Consider the following 20,260-nt stretch of genomic DNA (forward strand, 5'->3'; position numbering starts at 1 on the left):
GGCCGTCACCCGCGCACGGCCCGGGCGTCAGCCCAGATCGACGATGGCGGCGACCGGGCCACCGCCGTCGGGGCCCTGGTGAGCGGCGGAGACCGACACGAAGACCGCCGGGTCGCCGGTCACCGAGGCGGTGACGCCACCGACCGCGGCCTTGATCTGGCGGTGCCAGTGCACGTCGGAGTCGTCGAGCATCGCGTTGCGGCGCCCGCGGACGGCGCCGTCCTGGGATACCTCGCACTTGAGGAAGACGTTGACCAGCCTCCCGTCGAGGTCACCGGTGCGCGGCCGCTCGGGCAGGTCGAGGCCGGCGTCCTTGATCGCGTCCCAGATGCCGTCGGCGTCGAGGGCGTCCTTCATCACCGAGTGGCCGATCCGGTAGCGACCGCCGACCCCCGTCGCGTTGCCGACCACGACGACCTGGGCGCGGTCGAGCTCCACGCCGGAGGAGCAGGAGGCGACCGATGAGAAGAGCGAGCGGTCCTTCAGCACGTCCTCGTCGCGGGGCATCTCGATCTCTCCGAGGGCCACGGCGATGCCGAGCGCCGTACCGCCGTTGGAGACGTCCATCGAGTGCAGGGTGTCCTCGGTGAAGACGTCCTGGCCGCGCGACTTCGCGTCGGCGATCGTGCTCAGGGTCAGCAGCGGCGTCTTCGTCTGCACGTAGTGCACGTCGGCGGCGTCAGAGATGCCGGCCCGCTCCATCGCGACCTTCACCGCGTCGGCCACCTTGGTGATCATCGCGGTCCGGCCGATGTCCTCGGGCAGCAGCACCTCGCTCATCGCGAAGCCCACGGTCAGCCGCTGCTCCTCGCTCGGCTCGGCATCGACGGTCGCGAAGATCGTCGCGTGCGGGCTGATCACGCCGTCGGTGCCGCCCGACCAGACGATCGGGATCTCCTTCACGGCGTCGGCGTCGGCGCCCTTCTCGACCAGCACCTCGCGGAACGCCCGGTCGGCGATGATCCGGGTGTAGTCGTTGACCCCGCCGTTGCCCTCGGTCTTCCCGATGATCGCGACGACGCGGCCGGCCTCCATCACGCCCTCGTCGATGAGCTTCGCGAGCTCGCTGGCGTCGGCGACGGAGTGGATCGGGACCTTGCGGACTTCGATGGCGCTGGGCATCAGGCGGGTTTCCTCTCGGGTACGACGACGGTGCCGGCGGCGCCGTCGAGGGCATCGGTGATCTGGCTCAGGCTGGTGATGAGGGCGCGCCGGCCACCCTGCTCGACGAACCGGCAGGCGGCCTCGACCTTGGGCGCCATCGAGCCGCTGGCGAAGTGGCCCTCGGCGGCGTACTTCCGCAGGTCCGGGACGGTCACCTCGCCCAGCGGCTCGGCCTGCGGCGTGCCCCAGTGGAGCACGGCGTTCGGTACGTCGGTGGCGACGACGAGCACGTCGGCGCGCAGGTCCCGGGCCAGCACCGCCGCCCCGAGGTCCTTGTCGACGACCGCCTCGACGCCGCGGAGCCGCCCCTCGGCGTCGACCACGACAGGGATCCCGCCGCCGCCGGCGGCGATGGTCACGAGGCCCGCCGCGACCAGGGCCTCGATCGCGGCCAGGTCGACGATCGCCAGCGGCTCGGGCGAGGCGACCACCCGACGCCAGCCCTTCTCGCCGCGGTCCTCCCAGGTCTCGCCGTGCTCGACGAGCAGCGCCGCGTCGGCGGCCGGCAGGTAGCGGCCGATCGGCTTGGTCGGCCGGGTGAACCCGGGGTCGTCCCAGGCCACGAGCGTGCGGGTCACGACGGTCGCCGTACGCCGGTCGACGCCGCGCTCGAGCAGCGCGGCGTCGATCGCGTTCATCAGCACGAACCCGAGCGTCGCCTGGGTCTGGGCGCCGCACCAGTCGAGCGGGACCGGCGGCACGACCGCGGCGGCGAGCTCGTTCTTGACCAGCAGGTTGCCGACCTGCGGGCCGTTGCCGTGGGTGAGCACCACCTCGTCCCCGCGCGCGACCAGGTCGGCGACGGCGGCGGCCGCGGTCGACGCCGCGGCGAGCTGGTCCTCGGGCCGGGCCCGACCGTCCGCGCTGGTCATGGCGTTGCCGCCGAGCGCGAGCAGGACCCTCATGCGTCGAACCTAGGGGCGGTCTCGCGGCGCGACATTGGCGAGATCTGCCAACGGATCGGGGTGGGGGCGGTAGGACCGGGGGTGCGGGAGCTCGATCGCAGATTCATCACGGTATGCAGATCAGTTCGCACCTCCCACGGCGTACCCACCATGGGAGGTGCGAGCTCACCTGCATACCGTGATGAACCCGAGGCTCCTGAGGCCCCTGGGCGTCCCCCACGACCCCGCCCAGGGGTCAGCGCCCGCCGGCCACCCGCAGCGTCGTACCGGTGACGTACGACGCCCGCCCGCTCAGCGCGAAGGCGACCACGTCGGCGACCTCCTCGGGCTCGCCGGCCCGGCCCAGCGGCACCAGCGGGCCGACCCGGTCGAGCCGCCCGGGCTCACCGGCGTCCTCGTGGATCCGGGTGCGGACGATGCCGGGCGCGACACCGACGACGCGGATCCCGTCGGCGGCGACCTCCTGGGCGAGGCCGACGGTGAGGGCGTCGACGCCGGCCTTCGCGGCGGCGTATTGGACGTACTCCCCCGGCGAGCCCAGGGTCGCGGCGCCCGAGCTGATGTTGACCAGGACTCCGCCGGAGCCGCCGTACGAGCGACCGAGGGCGCGGACGGCGGCGCGCGCGACCAGCAGCGCGGCGGTGAGGTTCAGGTCCACGGTGCGCCGCACCACCTCGACCGGGGTCTCCGCGAGCGGCCCGAGGTGCAGGGTCGCCCCGGCGTTGTTGACGACGCCCGTCAGCGGCCGGGGCGCGGCCGCGAAGAGCTCGTCGACGGCGACGGGTTCGGTGAGATCGCCCGCGACCAGCATGACCGTGGCCCCGAGATCCGCTGCCTCGGCCGAGCAGGCGGCGGCCGCCGAGGCGTCGGCGCGGTAGCCGAGCACCAGGTCGTGGCCGTCGGCCGCGAGCCGGAGCGCGATCGCCCGCCCGATGCCGCGGGTGCCGCCGGTGACCAGGGTGAGAGGACGCACCCGGCGATCACATCACGAAGTACCGAAGCCAGACGTAGAGCCAGGCCACGCACAGCGACATGAAGGTCACGATCAGGCCGTTGCGGGTGAACTGCCAGAAGGTGATCGGCCGGCCGGCGCTGTGCGCGATGCCGAGGACCACGACGTTGGCGCCGGCCGCGACCGCGGTGGTGTTGCCACCGAGGTCGGCACCGAGCGCGAACGCCCACCACAGCGGGTTGCCCGAGGAGGTGTCCCCGGACGCCCCGACCAGGTCCTGCACGATCGGCACGGTCGCCGCGGTGTAGGGGATGTTGTCGACGAAGCCGCCGACGATCGCCGAGCCGAAGAGCAGGGTGGTCGCGGCCACCAGCGGCCGGTCCCCCAGCGCGTCGGCGGCCAGCTCGCCGAGGTCGCCGATCACGCCGACCTGGACCAGGGCGCCGACCAGCGCGAACAGCGCCATGAAGAAGACCAGCGTCCCCCACTCCACCTCCTCGAGGAACTCCTCGGAGCTGGTCCGGGTCAGCAGCACCATCGCGCCGGCACCGAGCATCGCGACCACGGACGGGTCGAGGTGCAGCACCGTGTGCAGGCCGAAGGCGACCATCACCACCGTCAGCACGACCAGGCAGATCGCCAGCCGGCGCGGGTCCCGGATCGCGGACGCCGGGTCGAGCTGCACCGCGTCCTCGAGAGGTACGACGGCGCGCAGCTCGCGCCGGTAGAGGAACCGGCACAGCACCACGAGGAGCGCCACGATCACGACCGTCACCGGCAGGGTGTGAACCAGGAAGTCGTTGAAGCTGAGCCCGGCCCGGCTCGCGATGATGATGTTCGGCGGGTCGCCGATCAGCGTGGCGGTGCCGCCGATGTTGGAGGCGAAGATCAGCGAGACCAGGTACGGCGTGGTCGGCAGCCCGAGCCGCGCGCACACCGAGAGCGTGACCGGGGCGACCAGCAGCACCGTCGTGACGTTGTCGAGCAGCGCGCTCGCCAGCGCGGTGACCACGATCAGCAGGCCCAGCAGTCGCGCGGGCCGGCCGCCGGAGGCCCGGGCGGCCCAGAGCGCGAGGTACTCGAAGAGACCGGTCTGCTTCAGCACGCCGACGATGACCATCATCCCGAAGAGCAGGAAGATGACGTTCCAGTCGACGCCGGTGTCGTGGTCGAAGAACGCACTGTCGGCGTCGACGAGCCCGAGCACCGTCATCGCGGCCACGCCGCCGAGGGCGGCGGCGACCCGGTCGATCCGCTCGGTCGCGATGAAGGCGTAGGCGACCAGGAAGACCCCGATCGCGGCGGCGGTGATCACCGGCGCCCACCGAGGTCGACGAGGCGCGGTGCCGCGACGGCCCCGTCGTACCAGCCGGCGAGCCGGCCGCTGTCGCTGACCGCGCGGAGCCGTCGCTCGATCGCCTCCCCGTCCTCGCGGGGCGCGGCGAGGAGCACGTGGTCGCCGCCGCGCAGGTCGGTGCTCGGGGCCGGCGCGAAGATCTCGCCGTCGCGGACCAGCAGCGAGACCGCGGCACCCGGCGGCAGCCGCAGCTCGGAGATCTCGACCCCGACCATCCGGGACCCCTCGGGGACGGTGAACTGCAGCAGCGAGGCGTCGATGTCGTCGAGCGCCGCCGACTCGATCGCGACGTCGCGGGGGTTGTGCGGGCGGGCCGCGCCGGTACGCCGCGCGACCCAGGGCAGGGTCGGCCCCTGGAGCAGGGTGAAGAGGACGACGAGCAGGAAGACCACGTCGAAGATCCGTTCCGCGCCGGGCAGGCCGACGCTCAAGGGGATGGTGGCGAGCACGATCGGGACGGCGCCCCGCAGGCCGGCCCAGCTGACGAAGACCTGGTCACGCCACGGCATCCGGAACGGCGTCGCGCAGACGATCACCGACACCGGCCGGGCGATGAGCGTGAGTGCCGCGCCGACGACGAGCGCGGTCGGGAGCGCGTCGAGGAGCCGTGCGGGGCTGGCCAGCAGGCCGAGCAGGATGAACAGCCCGATCTGGGAGAGCCAGGCCAGGCCCTCGGCGAAGGACTCGGTCGCGGAGCGGTGCGGGAGCCGGGAGTTGCCGAGCACCAGCCCGGCGACGTAGATGGCCATGATCGGGCTGGCCCCGAGCACGCCGGAGACCGCGAAGGCGAGGAAGGCGATGGCGATGGTCGCCAGCGGGTAGAGCCCGGAGGCCGGGAGCGCGCTGCGCACCAGCACCCAGGTGCCGGCCCAGGCGACCAGGCCGCCGACCAGCACCCCGACGACGAGCTGGAAGCCGATCTGACCGGCGATGCCGAGGGGTCCGGCGGTGTTCCAGGCGTCCGAGGTGACGACCGTGACCAGGATGATCACCGGCGGGTCGTTGAACCCCGACTCCGCCTCCACGGTCGCGCGCAGCCGGCTGCGGACCGGCAGCTGGCGCAGCACCGAGAACACCGCCGCCGCGTCGGTCGAGGAGGCCACGGCACCGAGCACGATCGCCGTGCGCAGGTCCACGTCGAGGACCAGGTGGACGAGCCCGGTGGTGACCGCGACGCTGATGAACACCCCGAGCGTCGCGAGCACCCCGGCCAGCGGGGCGACGGGCCGGACGGTCCGCCAGTCGGTGGTGAAGCCGCCCTCGGCGAGGATCACCGCGAGCGCGACGGTGCCGAGGACCTGGGTGAGGTCGGCGTCCTCGAAGTGCAGGCCGAGCCCGCCTTCGCCGATGGCCAGTCCGATGGCGAGGTAGATCAGCAGGCTGGGCAGGCCGGCGCGGCTGACGATGCGCACGGCCGCCACGGCGGCCAGCAGCACCGCCGCGCCGATGAGTACGACGACGTTGAGCTCGGCGGTCGTCACCGAGCGGGCCTCAGCACGACGTCGAGACCGACGACCTCCAGGCCGCGCACGTCCAGCCGCTCGAGGTCGGCCACGTCGCGGGCGCCGACGGCGCGGGCCAGCTCGTCCTCGAGGTCGGCCTCGGCGTCGGCCCGCGCGCGCAGGACCGTGTCGGCGGGCTCACCCGGGGAGGGCGGCCAGACCGGCACGGTGGTCTCGGCCAGCAGCCGCACGTCGTGCCCGTCGCGCGTCGTCGCGTGCACGCTGACCGCGAGCGGATCCGCCTCGAGCGGGAGCGCCTCGACCGCGTCCAGCAGCGGCCAGTGCCAGGCCGGCCCACCGCCCACGACCCGACGTACGACGCCGCGCCGGCTGACGACCAGCACGTGGTCGCGGGGCGTCCAGCGCAAGCTGGCGCCGGCGAGCAGAGCCAGGAGGGACACCAGCAGGAGAACCACCACGACCGCACCCTGTGGCTCCTGCATGACGCCTCCTGTCCCGTGCTCGTCCGGCACCTCCGAGTCTTCGCGGAGGGCCGGATCGGGACCATGGGGGCTACCACCCATCTTCGGCCGTTCGGGTCCGGTCCCGCCGGTCCCGGCGCCGAGGCGTGGCAGGGTGGCGGCGTGCGCACCTGGACGCTGCCCCTGTACTGGAAGGTGTGCCTGATCAACGGCACCGTGTTCCTCGGCGGGACCGTCGCGCTGCTGCTGTCGCCGGCCAGCGTGTCCCGTCGGGCGCTGGTCTCCGAGGCCGTCGTGCTGACCCTGGGCCTGACCGTGATGCTGGTGACCAACGCGCTGCTGCTGCGCGCCAGCCTCGCCCCGATCGACCGGGTCGTGCGGCAGATGGCAACGGTCGACCTGCTCGAGCCCGGGCAGCGGCTCCCGGCCGGCACGGGCGGGCCCGGCGCCCGTCTGGTCGCCAGCTTCAACGCGATGCTCGACCGGCTGGAGGCCGAGCGCAGCAGCAGCGACGCCCGGGCCCTGGCCGCCGAGGAGGACGAGCGGCACCGGATCGCCCGCGAGCTGCACGACGAGGTCGGCCAGCAGCTGACCGTCGTACTCCTCGGCCTCAAGCAGGTCCAGCAGCGGGCCCCGGCCGAGCTGGTGGCGGAGCTGGAGCTGGTCCGCGAGAGCGCGCGCGCCGGTCTCGACGACGTACGACGGGTGGCGCGCGAGCTGCGACCGGGGGTGCTCGACGACCTGGGCCTGCACAGCGCGCTGGCCGCGCTGGCGACCGGGTTCTCCGGGCACGGCGGCGCGACGATCCGCCGCTCGATCGCGCCGGGCCTGCCCGCGCTCCCGCCGGAGACGGAGCTGGTGGTCTACCGGGTGGCCCAGGAGGCGCTGACCAACGCCGCCCGGCACGCGGGCGCCCGCGGGGTGGAGCTGACCCTGCAGCGGCTGGGCGACCGGGTGGTGCTCGGCGTCGAGGACGACGGCCGCGGTCTCCCGGCCGGTGCGAGCGGCGCCGGGCTGCGCGGGATGCGGGAGCGGGCCCGCTCGGTGGGCGGCGAGCTGGAGGTGACCGGGTCCCCGGGCCGCGGGACCCGGGTGCGACTGAGCGTGCCGGCGGGGTCCTCGTGACCGTCCGGATCCTGCTGGCCGACGACCACGCGCTGGTACGCCGCGGCGTACGCCTGATCCTCGACCAGGAGCCCGACCTGGAGGTGGTGGCCGAGGCCGGCGACGGCGCCGAGGCGGTGGCGCTGCTCCGGGAGGTGCCGGTCGACCTGGTCGTGCTCGACATCGCGATGCCCCGGATGACCGGGCTGCAGGCGGCCCGGGAGATCGCCCGGCGCCGCGAGCCGCCGCGGATGCTGATGCTGTCGATGCACGACAACGAGCAGTACTTCTTCGAGTCGCTGAAGGTCGGCGCGAGCGGCTACGTGCTGAAGTCCGTCGCCGACGAGGATCTGGTCGCGGCCTGCCGGTCGGCGATGCGCGGCGAGGCGTTCGTCTACCCCGGCGCGATGAGCGCGCTGGTGCGCGACTACCTGGACCGGCTGCGCCGCGGCGAGCGGGTGCCGATGACCGCGCTGACCGAGCGCGAGAACGAGGTGCTCAAGCTGATCGCCGAGGGATTGTCCTCGAAGGAGATCGCCCAGGCGCTGACCATCAGCGTGAAGACCGTCGAGCGGCACCGCGCGAACATCCTGGCCCGGCTCGGGATGCGCGACCGGACCCAGCTGGTCCGTTACGCGATCCGCGCGGGCCTGGTCGAGCCGTGATCCCGGGTAGTCCGTCACACGAGGGGGGTCTACCCGCGAGTAACCATCCCTGGTGTGACGGACTACCCCGACGCCAGCTCGAAGTCGTCGAAGTCGAAGCCGGGTGAGACCAGGCAGCTGACCAGCGCGTCGGCGTCGGTGGGGACGGTCCGCTGCCAGACCCCGGCGGGGACCAGCACCTGCGGGTTGTCGATGTCGCACACGACGCTCGTGGGGTCGGCGGGGCTCTCGGCGGAGCCGCCGAGCTCGAGGGTGACCGCGCCCGCGTGGGCGAGCCACAGCTCGTCGGAGGACACCCGGTGCCAGGCCGAGGACTCCCCCGCCGGCAGCAGGAAGTAGATCAGCGTCGCGGTCGGGCGGACCCGGCCGTCGGGCAGCGCCACCTCGACCGGCGACGCCCAGGTCTGGCGGTACCAGCCGCCCTCCGGGTGCGGCTCCAGGCCGAGCGAGACGGCGAGCGGCGGATGCATGACGTGACCGTACCGGGACGCCGAACGGCCGGCACCCCTGCGGGATGCCGGCCGTCCGGATGGGTCAGCTCCGATCAGGTCAGCGGATCCTGATCGTCCTGACCGGGCTGGCCGAGGCCCGGACCAGGCTGCTGCCGGCATACTTGGCGCGCAGCGTGTGCCTGCCCTTCGTCAGCTTCAGCGTGAAGGTGATCGACCGGCCGGCGGCGAGCCGGACGACCTTGACCGTCCTGCCCTTGTCGGTGAGCACGATCCGGCCGTTGGTCGGCACGTTCGGGACGGCGAAGGTGATGGTCACCTTGGCCTTGCCCCGCTTCGCCGACCTGGCGACCTTGATCTCCTTGGCGGAGAGCCTCAGCGCCGAGCGCGCCTTCGCGACGCGCACCGTCACCGGTGCGCTGACCGACGGCTCGAAGCTCGAGTCGCTCGGCGTGAACCTCGCGACCAGCGAGGTGGACCCGGGCTTGAGGCCCGAGACCGTCAGGGTCGCCGCACCAGCGGCGGTGGGGCCGCTGGCGACCTCCTTGCCGCCGGCCAGCATGGAGACCGTGCCGGCCGTCGAGGTGGTTACCCTGACCGACGCCGAGCCCGGGTAGGTCACGTCGGCGACGGGGGCGATGGCGACGCTGGTCGCCTGGGGAGCGACCACGGCCGTGCCCTCCGGAGCGGCCCAGAACAGCGCCCGAGCCGCCTGGCTCAGCCCGCCCTTGGGGTGGGTGCGGAAGAACACCGAGGTACCGAAGACGAGCGACTTGGCCCCGGTGGTGGCGTTCACCGACGAGACGGCCGAGGCCTTGCCCGCGGCGTAGTCGGGACCGTTGGTGGCCGTCGTTCCCCGCCAGTGACCCGCGAGCAGCGGGTCCGTCGCGTCGTAGGTCTGCTCGACCTTGACGTTCTCCCCCAGCGCGGAGAAGGAGTACGCCGGGTAGATGAACGACGTGTCCTGGGCGTACGGCGCGAGCACCGAGCCGGCCGGCGTGTCGACCGCGACGATGCCGTTGCCCGAGCCGTTGCCGTTGGTGACCGTGCCGGTCATCAGGCCGGCCGCGACCGCGGCGTTGAAGCCGGCGTTCGTGCGTCCCAGCAGGGAGCCGCCACGGTTCACGAAGCTCTGGACGGCGGCCCGGGCTGGGGCGAAGCTGGTGCCGGTCGGGTTGGTCTGACTCGGGGGCACGTCCGCAGTGCTGAAGTTGGTCCCGACCCACAGGAGGTCGACGCCGTTCAGCAGCGTCGGGTTGCCGTTCAGCCCGGAGGCCGTGAGCTGGGTCAGGTCGTCGAAGCCCAGCTGCTGGAGCGACAGCTTGTCGTCCTGGTTGCCGACGTAGCCGATCGTCAGGTCCGACAGCGGCTTGGTGTCCTCGTCGTCGAGGGCAGCGAGCTCCGCGTCCGTGGCGGGCTCGAAGTCGATGCCGAACTCCTCGGCGGCCTCGACCACCGCGGGGTACGACGCGGCGCCGACGACGGCGGAGCCGTCCGCCAGCATCGAGACCGGGACCTCGTCCTCCAGGAGCGCGTTGAGCGCCCGGTAGTCCGAGACACCCGCGACGTCGAAGGTGACGTAGTCGGGCGCAGACGGTGCCGTGCCCGCGGCCGGGACCGTGCCGATCGGGATGACGGTGCCGAGCGGTGCGTCCGTGGTGAGGCCGACCTTGTCGACGGTCGCGCCCCACGTGTAGGAGTAGCTCCAGGCTGAGATGTCGTACATCGACGGCACCTTGGCGGAGATGTCCTCACCCAGGTCGAGCAGCGAGTTCGCCAGGCCGCGCAGCGGCTGGTGCATGTCGACGACGTACGAGCCCTTCGGGTACGTCGTGGCGCCGACCAACGTGTCGGCCGCGAGCGTGCCGACCTCGATGTCGTGGAGCAGCAGCTGCTTCACGAGGCTCGTGGCGTCGCTCTCCGAGCGCTGGTCGCCACCGGTGGGGATGACGTAGGCGCGCGGCAGGGTGACCGGCTCCTGGTTGTCGACCACGTCCCACAGCGACTGCCACTGGGTCGGGCCGGGAACGCTGCCGACCTCGTCGGTCGTCAGGTTGTCCTTCGGCTCGCCGGCAGTCCCGCGCCGGAAGACCTCGATCTGGTTCTTGATCATGTCCTTGGCGTTGCCCGCCACGTTCATGTAGCCGACGATGCTCTCCATCGTCTGGAGCGCGACCTCGGTGTTGATGACGGCGTTCTCCGGCGACTGGCGACCGCCCGGGGCGTTGCGGGACTTGGGCAGCTCCACCGTGGCCGAGGCCGCGCCGTAGAACGCGGCGTACTGCGCGGTGAAGATCGGCGGGAAGTCGTCCCAGCCGTCGGGGGTGTCGCGGTAGGGGATCTTGATGAACCCGGTGTTCTCCGTGGTGTCGTCGTCGGTGGCCGGGTCGTAGTAGGTGTTGCCCGGGATGGCCGCGGCGACGACGTCCTTCTCGACCTTCAGGGCGAGGGCGTAGTTGTGCGGCATGTAGAGGTCGTACTCGTAGTTCGAGCCGTGCGGCGGACCGCAGGGCTCCATCTGCAGCACACCGGTGTAGCCGTGGAAGTCGGCCGCGTAGATCGGCTGGATCGCCTGCGCCTGCCGGATGAACGACCGCGTCTCGGGGGTGGTGTTGGTGATCATGTCGCGGTTGGGGTCCAGGCCCAGCGCGGTGGCCCGGGTGGCGTTGGTGCGACCGTCGGGGTTCAGCGAGGGCGAGAAGTAGACCCGGTTGTTGGCCAGGACGCCGCGGACCTCGGACAGTGGGGCGGTGGCGAGGTGCTCGATGTACTGCATCGCAGCATCGGTCCCCTCCCACTCGTTGCCGTGGATGTTGTTGCTGATCCAGATCGGCGTCTTGTAGCCGTTCAACAGCGCGGTGTTGGCGGCCGCTGCGTCCGGGTCGTTCTTCATCTGGGACTTCCACGCGGCCTGCTCCGCGGTCTCCTCGACCGTCTCGGGCGCGGTGAGCGTGACCAGGTACAGGTCGCGGCCCTCGCTCGACTGGCCGACCACCTGGACGGAGATCCGGTCGCTGACGGCCATCAGGTCCAGCAGCTTCGGCGCGATGTCCGGGTGACCGATGAGCTCGGCGGTGTGCGCCGCGTCGTCGGCGTTGTCCCGGTAGATCTTCAGGTCCGGCTGGTAGGGGTACGACGTCGGCATCGTGATCGGGTCGCCGGCGACCGCGGACTCGGCCGCCCTGCGGATCAGCTGTGCCTTGGACAGTGGCTCGACGGCCGTGGCCGTGGCGGCGCCGCGACCGCCTGCGGAGACGGTCGTGCCTGCCGGTTCGGCCGCCGCCGTCGTGCTCGTGCTGGCGAGCACCGACGTCGCGGCGAGCGCCAGGCCTGTCACGCCGATCAGGGCGCGGGATTTCCTCACTGGTGTTCTCAATTCTGTCGACGGGACAGAGCCTGGCCGCACGCGGCCGGGATCCCTGTGAATGTCAGGATGTCTGACAATCCGCTCCAGCGGGAGTCCCGTAACAGAGCATTCACAGACTTTCTCGACCAGTGGTCGAGGGGATGCCAGGAGTCGGGACCTCTGCTAAGTGCTGCTCTTAGAACGTCACCGGGCGTCCACCTCGGCGTGCGTCGCACCCCCGGCCAGCCGCGCGTAGCCGGGACCGCGGTCGAAGAACGCGGAGGCGGCAGCCGGTCGGCCGGCGCGCTCGGCGGCGGTCGCCGCTGCGTCGTACGAGAGGTCGTCGGTGTCGACCGAGCCCGTCAGCACGACGCCGTACGACGCCAGCGCGGCCGCCGGCGAGACCTTGCGCCACACCACGTCGCGGACCACCAGCGCGGGGTCGCGCTCCCGCGGGTCGCCCCAGCCACCCCCGCCGGTGGTCCGGATCCGGACCACCTCACCGGCCCGGATCGGCTCGGCGTCGGCCAGCGCGTCGACCTCGCGCTCCTCGGGTCCGCCCGGGTCGATGACGACCTGGAACGGCTGGCCGGCGAGGCCGCCCCGCACCCCCCAGCAGGCCAGGATCGAGCGGTCCGCGATGGACATGAAGTGCCCGTCCTTGAGCATCCGGATGTGCTTCTCATAGCCGAGACCGCCGCGGTACTTCCCCGCTCCCCCGCTGTCGACGGCCAGCGAGAGCGACTCGACGCGGAACGGGAAGCGCGCCTCGGTGAACTCGGTCGGCAGGTTGCGGCTGTCGGGCACCACGTGGATGGTGTCCTCGCCGTCGGCGTAGTAGCGCCCGCCCGAGCCGCCGCCGAGCACCTCGCGCATGAGGTACGGCCGGCCGTCGAGATCCTCGCCGTACACGCCGGTGTAGCGGATCGTCTCCTGGTCGGCCGGCATCCGGCCGTCGACCGCCTTGGCGACCACACCGGCGAGTACGCCGAGCAGCCGCAGGATCACGAACGTCCGGGCGTTGGTCGGCGCCGGGAAGACCGGCGTCAGCAGGGTGCCGGGCTCGGGGAAGCGCATCTCGATCAGCGGCACGATGCCCTCGTTGACGTCGAGCTCGGCCATCCGCTCCGGGCTGTCGGCGAGGTTGCGCAGGATCGGCGCGAGCCACTTCTTCAGGAAGACGCCGTCGCTGTAGTCGCCGCAGTGGTTGATCGGCCCCTTGGCCTGCGGACCGGTCCCGTCGAAGTCGAGGATCAGCCGCTCGCCGTCGGGGTCGTCGACGTCGGTGCGGGTGAGCGTGATCCGTTGCGTGTGCAGCATCGGCTCGTCGACGCCGTCGTGCTCGGCGTAGTCCTCCCAGGTCCAGGACCCGACGGGGATCTGGCTGAGGATCTCGCGGCGGTACGTCGTGGTCGTGCGGTCGATGATGGCGTCGAAGCAGGACTCGACGGTCGCCACGCCGTACCGGTCGAACAGCTCGCCGAGCCGGCGGGCGCCCATCAGGCAGGCCGAGCACTCCGCGTCCAGGTCGGCGGAGAGCGACTCGGGCATCCGGCTGTTGCGGGTCATGATGGCCAGCGCAGCCCGGTTGGGGACGCCGGCATCCCAGAGCTTGATCGGCGGGACCATCAGCCCCTCCTCGAACACGCTGGTCGCGTTGGAGGGCATCGAGCCGGGTACGGCGCCGCCGATGTCGTCGTGGTGGCCGAAGGCCTGGACGAAGGAGACGACCGCGCCTTCGCCGAAGACCGGGACGGTGACGCAGAGGTCGGGCAGGTGGCCGATGCCGCCCTCGGAGCGGTAGACGTCGTTGTGGAAGAACACGTCGCCGGGCTGCATGTCCTCGATCGGGAAGTCGCGGGCGATCGGGTGGACCAGGGCGGAGTACGAGCGGCCGGTGAGCTTGCGCAGCAGCCGGTCGTGGATGCCGGCCCGGAAGTCGTGGGCGTCGCGGATCATCGGGCTGCGGCTGGTGCGCGCGATGGCGGTCTCGACCTCCATCTCGACGCTGGCCAGTGAGCCCTGGACGATCTCGACCAGCACCGGGTCGGCCGATGCGCCCCGGTCGTCGGTGAGGAAGCCGAACGGGAACTGGGTGGGGGCACGACGGCTCATGCTCGGCTCATTTCTGGGGGCTCCTCGTCACGATCAGGTTGAGGTACTCGTCCACGCGGAGGGTGAACCCGGGGTGCAGCGGCACCGTCGAGCCGAACTCCTCGATGATCGCCGGGCCGACCACCTCGGTCCCCGGCGGCAGGTCGGTGCGTTGGTGGAGCGGGGTGTCGACGTACCCCTCGTCGGCGTCGAAGCAGACGCTCCTCGTCGGTCGAGTAGCCGGTGACGAAGGAGGCGGCGTATCGAGACCCTCGTGCCGCGCGATCTCCGGCCGCGTGATCGGCCCGATCCCCGACACCCGCAGGTTGACCCACTCGACCTGCTGGGTGGGGTCGCCGGCGAAGTCGTAGCCGTACGTCGCCCGGTGCTCGGTGTGGAACGCGTCCGCGACCGCGTCCGGGTCGAGCGGACCGGCCCCGACGGGGACCCGCACCTCGAAGGCCTGTCCGAAGTAGCGCAGGTCGGCGGTGCGCGCGAAGACGTGCTGCTCCGGGGCGAACCCCTCACCCGACAGGGCGACGGCCGCCCGCGCCGTGAGGTCGTCGTACACGCCCTCGACGACGGTGGGGTCGAGGGCGTCGGCCAGGGCGACGTGGGTCTGCACGTAGTCGTTCTTGACGTCGACGGTGAGCAGGCCGAACGCCGAGACGTTGCCCGGGTTCGGCGGCACCAGCACGGTCGACAGCCCGAGCACGTCCATCAGCCGGCACAGCAGCAGCGACCCGGAGCCGCCGAAGGTGACCAGCACGAAGTCGCGGACGTCCAGCCCACGCTTGACCGTGACCTGGCGCAGGGCGTTCGCCTGGTTCCACGCGGAGATCTCCAGTACGCCGGCCGCGCACGCCTCCGGGGTGAGCCCCAGCCGGCTCGCGAGTGCCTCGACGCCGGCCCGGGCGGCGTCGACATCGAGCGGGATCTCCCCGCCGAGCAGGTGCGGCGGGATCCGGCCCAGGACGACGTGGGCGTCGGTGATGGTGACGTCGGCACCGCCCTTGCCGTAGCAGAGCGGGCCCGGGTCGGCCCCGGCCGACTGCGGGCCGACCTTCAGCGTGCCCTCGGGCGAGAGCCAGGCGATCGAGCCGCCGCCGGCACCGACCGTGACGACGTCGATCATCGGGATCTTGCTCGGGAACGCCCCGACGCTGCCCTCGGTGGTGAGGGTGGGTTCACCACCGATGACCACGCTCACGTCGGTCGACGTCCCGCCGCCGTCGCTCGTGAGGACGCGGTCGAAGCCCGCGACCTTGGCGATCAGCGCGGCCCCCAGCGCGCCCGCAGCGGGTCCACTCAGGACCGTGGTGATCGGCTGGTGCACGACCTCAGCGGCGCTCAGCACGCCGCCGTTGCTCTTCATGACATAGAAGGGCGGGCTGCCGTAGGTCTCCAAGCGCTCGGCGATGTTGCGGACGTACGCCGAGAGCCGCGGCTTGACCGCCGCGTCGACGAGCGTGGTCATCGCGCGCTCGTACTCGCGGTACTCGCGCAGCACCTCGCTGCTGATGCTGACCACCGCGTCCGGGTGCTCCTCGCGCAGGATCTCCAGCATCCTCAGCTCGTGGGCGGGGTCGGCGTACGCGTGCAGGAAGCAGACGCCGAGGGTGCCGACCCCGCGGTCGCGGAACCAGCGCGCGGTCTCGCGGGCGCCGTACTCGTCGAAGGGCCGCACCTCGGCCCCGGTCGGGTCGAGCCGGCCCTCGACACCGCGGACCAGGTCGCGCGGGACGATCCGGTCGGGCTTGACCCAGAAGTAGGAGTTGCCGTAGCCGTCGGGCACCGACTGCCGCGCGATCTCGAGCATCGCCTCGTAGCCGGTGTTGGTGATGAACCCCAGCCGGTCGACCTTGCCCTCGAGGAGCTGGTTGGTCGCCACCGTGGTGCCGTGGCTGACTGAGCTCACGCTGTCGTCGGTGGCGTCGAGCAGCTCCAGCACCTTCGCGATGCCGGTCAGGAAGCCGTCCGCCGGGTTGCCCGGCGTGGACGGGGTCTTGGTGGTGACCAGCTCGCCGCTGTCCTCGTCGAGCGCCACCACGTCGGTGAACGTGCCGCCCGTGTCGATCCCGATCCGGATCCGTCGGTCCTCAGCCATCCCTCGATCCAAGCGGTCCCCGCTCGCCCTGGCCATCGGCACAGGTTGACGGCTGGCCCTCGCAGATCTTGTGGACCACGTTCTCGGGGCGATGTCCCGCCCTTGCGCGGAGCGCCCGGCGCACCAGGTACGCCGGAGGCTCCGTGCTCTGTGCTGACCTGTTTAGACGTCGGCGGCGCGCTCGTTGTAGACGCCCGCCATCTCCTGTCCCGACAGGGCCTGGATGGCGGTCATCACCTCGTCGGTCAGCTCGCGGCGAGCGCGCCCGAGCGGCTTGCCGTCGAAGCGGCCGGCGACCTGGATCGGCTCGCCGAAGGCGACGGTCACGGGCACGATCCGCGGCAGCCGGGCGTCGATCGGCTGCAGCTTCTCGGTGCCGCGCACGCCGACCGGGACGATCGGGCAGCCGGCGGTGAGCGCGAGGTGCGCGACACCGGTGCGGCCGCGGTAGAGGCGGCCGTCGCGGGAGCGGGTGCCCTCGGGGTAGATCCCGAACGCCTCGCCCCGGCCGAGCACCTCCAGCGCGGTGTCGAGGCTGGCCAGCGCGGCCCTGCTGTCGTCGCGGTCGACCGGCAGCATCCCGATCCCCTCGAACCACAGCCGGCTGATGGTGCCCTTCACGCCGGTTCCGGTGAAGTAGTCGGACTTCGCCAGGAAGGCCACCTTGCGCGGCACGATGATCGGGATGACCAGCGAGTCGGCGAAGCTCAGGTGGTTGCTGGCCAGCAGGACCGGGCCCGTCGACGGGATGTTCTCCAGGCCCCGCACCGTCGGTCGCCACAGGGCCTTGGCCGCCGGAGCGACGACGGTGTGGATCACCGAGTAGACGTCCATGCGGCCCAGCATGGCGGTTACCGGCCGGTCCACGGATTCGCCGTATCAGGACCTGGGCGGCGGACCCGGCCGCTGACCGCAGACCGTGGACCGCCGACGCGCCGGTCTGGTCGGCTCGGCTCGACTTGAGTCAGCCCAGCAGGTCGGCGGCCCGGCGGGCCGCCACGGCCGCGACCGGGTCCCCGGCGGCGTCGTACGACGCGGCGGCGTCGAGCAGCTCCGCACGCTCGCGGGCGACGATGGCGCGCTCCTCCGCGTCGTCGAGGACCCGGCGCTCGGCCTCCGCCGCGCCGAGCCCGGCGGCCGCGCCGGCGACGTGCTCCGACGACACCTCGGCCGGCCCGGCCGCCCCGGACGCGACCGGCACCGCCTCGGCGTTCTCCAGGGCCGCGATCGCCGAGCGGAGCGCCGCGGCACCCGCCCGGTCGCGGTCGAGACGGGCACGGGTCAGCCGGGCGCGCAGGTCGGCGCGGAGCGCGGAGTCGGTCATGGGCGGACGGTACTCAGGCCCGGTCGAGGCTGCCCACCCGTTTGAGCACCGGAGCGGCCAGCACGCCGTGCAGGAGCACCGACGCAACGATCGTGAACCCGACCGTGGACCACAGCCAGTCGGCACCGAGGGACGGGTGCTCCCCCGCGGCGTAGGCCAGGTAGTAGATCGACCCGATCCCGCGTACCCCGAAGAACGCCGCGGCGGCCTGCTGGCCGCGGTCCAGCCCGCCCGTCTGGTGGGTACGACGGGCGAACGCTGCCAGCGCCACGAACCCGAACAGCGGCCGGATCACCAGCAGCAGCGCGAGCCCGATCGCCACGCCCCGCCAGTCCAGCGCGTCGAGCAGCCCCCGGGTCAGCGCGATGCCCAGCACTAGCAGCACGAAGAGGGTCAGCAGCCGCTCCAGCCGCTCGGTCACCTCGTGCATCGCCGCGTGGTAGTCGTGCGACCGCTCGGCGGAGCGGAAGGTCATCGCGCACGCGAAGACGGCCAGGAAGCCGTAGCCGCCGGCGATCTCCCCGACCCCGTAGGACCCGACCAGCGCCGCCAGGGCGAGCAGGGACTCCCCCCGTTCGGCCACCCGCAGCGAGGCGCTGGCCGAGCGGAACGCGACGAAGGAGAGCAGTCGACCCATCACGATGCCGACCGCGACGCCGATCAGGATCTTGGCCACGACGTAGAAGGCGAACCACTCCAGGCCCCACAGGTGCAGGGTGCCCTCGGTCGCGAGCAGGATCGCCAGGTAGACGAACGGGAAGGCCAGGCCGTCGTTCAGCCCGGCCTCGGAGGTGAGCGTGAAGCGCAGCTCGTCGCGCTCGTCGACCTCGTGCTCCTTCTCCCCGGTCTGCGGGCCGGCGACCTGGACGTCGCTGGCCAGCACCGGGTCGGTCGGGGCGAGCACCGCACCGAGCAGGATCGCGGCGGGTGCCGCCAGGCCGGCCCACCAGCCGAGCAGCGCGACCGCGCCGATGCACAGCGGCATCGCGATCCCCAGCAGCCGCCAGGTCGGCGCCCAGCCACCCCAGGTCCGCGGGTCCCGCACCGACAGCGGCCGGTCCAGCGCCAGGCCGACCCCCATCAGCGCGACGATCACCACCAGCTCGGTGACGTGCTCGATCGCCGCCCGGTTCTGCTGCGGGTCGATCGGCAGGCCGTCGGGCAGCGAGGTGAGCCCGAGCAGCATCCCCACGCCGACGAGCACCATCGGGGCCGAGATGGCCCAGCGGCTGAGGAGGTCGGGCAGGACGATCGCCAGCAGCAGGCTGCCGCCGGCGACGACGTAGACGAGATCGGCGGTCACGTCCCCCGGTACCCGGGGCTACGCCCGCGGTCGTACGCCAGCGGCCCCCTCGAACGCCGCCGCCACCTCGAGCAGCCGCCGGTCGGCGCCGTGCGGGGCCACGAGCTGCACGCCGACCGGCAGGCCGGCGGCCGTCCACCCGGCGGGCACCGAGATCGCGGGGCAGCCGGTGACGGTGATGAGGTACGCCGAGCGCATCCAGTCCAGGTACGTCGCCATCGGGCGGCCGTTGATCTCGGCGGGGAACTCCTGGTCCGCGGGGAACGGCGGCACCTGGGAGACCGGCAGCACCAGGACGTCGTACTGCTGGAAGAACAGGCGCATCCGCTCGGCGAGCGTGGTGCGCCGGGTGTAGGCGCGGGCGACGTCGGCGCCGCTCAGGTGCTCGCCGAGCCGGATGTTGTCGGCGAGCGACTGCTTGAGCTCGCCGGGGTGCTCGGCCAGCAGCGGGCCGAGCTTGGCGTGCAGGTGCCAGGCGCGCAGGGTGCGGAAGGTGTCGTCGGCCTCGCGCAGGTCGGGGTACGCCGCCGCGACGCGGGCGCCCGCACCGGCGAACGTCGCGGCGGACGACTCGACGACCGCGGCGACCTCGTCGTCGACCTCGAACGCGCCGCCCAGGTCGACGCTGAGCGCGACCCGGAGGCCGTCGAGTGCCCCGGCGCCGGGCGGCAGCGCCTCGGCGAAGACCCGGCCGGGGTCGCCGAGCGCGTGCGGCGCCCGAGGGTCGGGTCCGGCCAGCACGCCCAGCAGCAGCGCCAGGTCGCCCACGTCGCGGGCCATCGGGCCGCCGACCGAGGTGGTCTCCCACTGGTTGTACAGCGGCCACTCCGGCACCCGGCCCAGGCTCGGGCGCAGTCCGACCACGCCGCAGAACGACGCGGGGTTGCGCAGCGAACCGCCCATGTCGGAGCCGTCGGCGAGCGGCACCATCCCGGACGCGAGCGCGGCCGCCGCTCCCCCGCTGGAGCCGCCCGCGCTGCGGGTCGGGTCGTGCGGGTTGCGGGTGGTGCCGAAGACCCGGTTGAAGGTGTGCGAGCCGGCCGCGAACTCCGGCACGTTGGTCTTGCCGAGCAGGACCACGCCGGCCCGGCGGATCCGCTCGACGATCAGCTCGTCCTCGTCGGGGACGTGGTCGGCGAAGAGCCGGGAGCCGTACGTCGTGCGCCAACCCGCCGTCGCGTGCGTGTCCTTCACCGCGAACGGCAGGCCGTGCAGGGCACCCAGCCGGCCGCCGTCGGACTGGTAGCGGTCGGCCTCGTCGGCCCCGGCCCGCGCCCGGTCGGCATCGAGGCTGACGATCGCGTTCAGCTCCGGGTTGCGGGCATCGATCCGCTCCAGGTGCAGCTCCAGCAGCTCGCGGGCGGAGACCCGTCGCTCCCGCACCGCCGCGACCATCGCGCGGGCGGACGAGTCAGGGGTGATCGGTGGCTGGCTCACCGGGGCCCCGGGGTGCGCGGTGAGCTGTCCACCGTTCGTGGCAGCGGATCGGTGGCTGGCGCACCGCCGACGCGGCGCGACCCGGTCGGGCGGTGAGCTGGGCACCGTTCCGGCCGCAGCATCGGTGGC

16 protein-coding genes are annotated in these 20,260 nt (G+C 72.7%); 2 read left to right on the top strand and 14 right to left on the bottom strand.

Translation table 11 applies throughout. The features are described 5' to 3' along the window. Window positions 1–27 precede the first annotated feature (27 nt). From MUB56_RS23630 to MUB56_RS23655, 6 genes are all read right to left on the bottom strand, one after another. Window positions 28–1,122 (bottom strand): ring-opening amidohydrolase, encoded by a 1,095-nt coding sequence (locus MUB56_RS23630; RefSeq protein ID WP_244929454.1) that lies wholly within the window; start codon window positions 1,120–1,122, stop codon window positions 28–30. Further along, a complete protein-coding gene (gene arcC, locus MUB56_RS23635) occupies window positions 1,122–2,069 on the bottom strand; it encodes a carbamate kinase (RefSeq protein ID WP_244929455.1) in 948 nt (315 codons plus the stop codon). Before arcC ends, MUB56_RS23630 begins: the two co-directional genes overlap by 1 nt. Window positions 2,070–2,304: 235 nt before the next feature. Next, window positions 2,305–3,042, bottom strand: a complete 738-nt coding sequence (locus MUB56_RS23640; protein WP_244929456.1) for an SDR family oxidoreductase — start codon at window positions 3,040–3,042, stop codon at window positions 2,305–2,307. A 7-nt stretch (window positions 3,043–3,049) separates the two neighbouring features. Beyond that, complete coding sequence (locus MUB56_RS23645; RefSeq protein WP_244929457.1) at window positions 3,050–4,336, bottom strand: ArsB/NhaD family transporter; 1,287 nt, start codon at window positions 4,334–4,336, stop codon at window positions 3,050–3,052. Beyond that, window positions 4,333–5,859, bottom strand: a complete 1,527-nt coding sequence (locus tag MUB56_RS23650) for a potassium/proton antiporter (protein ID WP_244929458.1) — start codon at window positions 5,857–5,859, stop codon at window positions 4,333–4,335. The genes MUB56_RS23645 and MUB56_RS23650 overlap by 4 nt, the downstream gene beginning before the upstream one ends. Then, entirely contained in the window at window positions 5,856–6,323 is a 468-nt protein-coding gene (locus MUB56_RS23655) for an SPFH domain-containing protein (RefSeq protein WP_244929459.1), read from the bottom strand. Before MUB56_RS23655 ends, MUB56_RS23650 begins: the two co-directional genes overlap by 4 nt. Window positions 6,324–6,464: 141 nt before the next feature. Between MUB56_RS23655 and MUB56_RS23660 the strand changes: the two genes are divergently transcribed. Together MUB56_RS23660 and MUB56_RS23665 are read left to right on the top strand one after the other, a co-directional pair. Continuing rightward, the gene (locus MUB56_RS23660) at window positions 6,465–7,427 is read left to right on the top strand and encodes a histidine kinase (RefSeq protein WP_244929460.1); all 963 of its coding nucleotides are present in this window, start codon (window positions 6,465–6,467) and stop codon (window positions 7,425–7,427) included. After that, complete coding sequence (locus MUB56_RS23665) at window positions 7,424–8,071, top strand: response regulator transcription factor (RefSeq protein WP_244929461.1); 648 nt, start codon at window positions 7,424–7,426, stop codon at window positions 8,069–8,071. Before MUB56_RS23660 ends, MUB56_RS23665 begins: the two co-directional genes overlap by 4 nt. A gap of 62 nt (window positions 8,072–8,133) precedes the next feature. On the opposite strand, the gene MUB56_RS23670 is transcribed toward MUB56_RS23665, so the two are convergent. The 8 genes from MUB56_RS23670 to MUB56_RS23705 form a co-directional block, all read right to left on the bottom strand. Beyond that, complete coding sequence (locus MUB56_RS23670; RefSeq protein WP_244929462.1) at window positions 8,134–8,541, bottom strand: cupin domain-containing protein; 408 nt, start codon at window positions 8,539–8,541, stop codon at window positions 8,134–8,136. A 79-nt stretch (window positions 8,542–8,620) separates the two neighbouring features. After that, on the bottom strand, window positions 8,621–11,884 hold the full coding sequence (locus tag MUB56_RS23675; protein ID WP_244929463.1) for a M14 family metallopeptidase: 3,264 nt from the start codon (window positions 11,882–11,884) through the stop codon (window positions 8,621–8,623). Window positions 11,885–12,070: 186 nt separating this feature from the next. After that, complete coding sequence (locus tag MUB56_RS23680) at window positions 12,071–13,981, bottom strand: hydantoinase B/oxoprolinase family protein (RefSeq protein ID WP_244929464.1); 1,911 nt, start codon at window positions 13,979–13,981, stop codon at window positions 12,071–12,073. 7 nt (window positions 13,982–13,988) lie between these two features. Continuing rightward, entirely contained in the window at window positions 13,989–16,067 is a 2,079-nt protein-coding gene (locus MUB56_RS23685) for a hydantoinase/oxoprolinase family protein (RefSeq protein ID WP_244929465.1), read from the bottom strand. 162 nt (window positions 16,068–16,229) lie between these two features. Then, the gene (locus MUB56_RS23690; RefSeq protein ID WP_244929466.1) at window positions 16,230–16,901 is read right to left on the bottom strand and encodes a lysophospholipid acyltransferase family protein; all 672 of its coding nucleotides are present in this window, start codon (window positions 16,899–16,901) and stop codon (window positions 16,230–16,232) included. Between the two features lie 130 nt (window positions 16,902–17,031). After that, entirely contained in the window at window positions 17,032–17,391 is a 360-nt protein-coding gene (locus tag MUB56_RS23695; protein WP_244929467.1) for a hypothetical protein, read from the bottom strand. A gap of 13 nt (window positions 17,392–17,404) precedes the next feature. Next, window positions 17,405–18,694 carry a cation:proton antiporter gene (locus MUB56_RS23700; protein ID WP_244929468.1) on the bottom strand — a complete coding sequence of 430 codons (1,290 nt, stop codon included), beginning with the start codon at window positions 18,692–18,694 and terminating at the stop codon, window positions 17,405–17,407. Between the two features lie 18 nt (window positions 18,695–18,712). Beyond that, on the bottom strand, window positions 18,713–20,131 hold the full coding sequence (locus MUB56_RS23705; protein ID WP_244929469.1) for an amidase: 1,419 nt from the start codon (window positions 20,129–20,131) through the stop codon (window positions 18,713–18,715). Window positions 20,132–20,260 lie beyond the last annotated feature (129 nt).

The organism is Nocardioides sp. W7, assembly GCF_022919075.1.
Lineage (GTDB): Bacteria > Actinomycetota > Actinomycetes > Propionibacteriales > Nocardioidaceae > Nocardioides.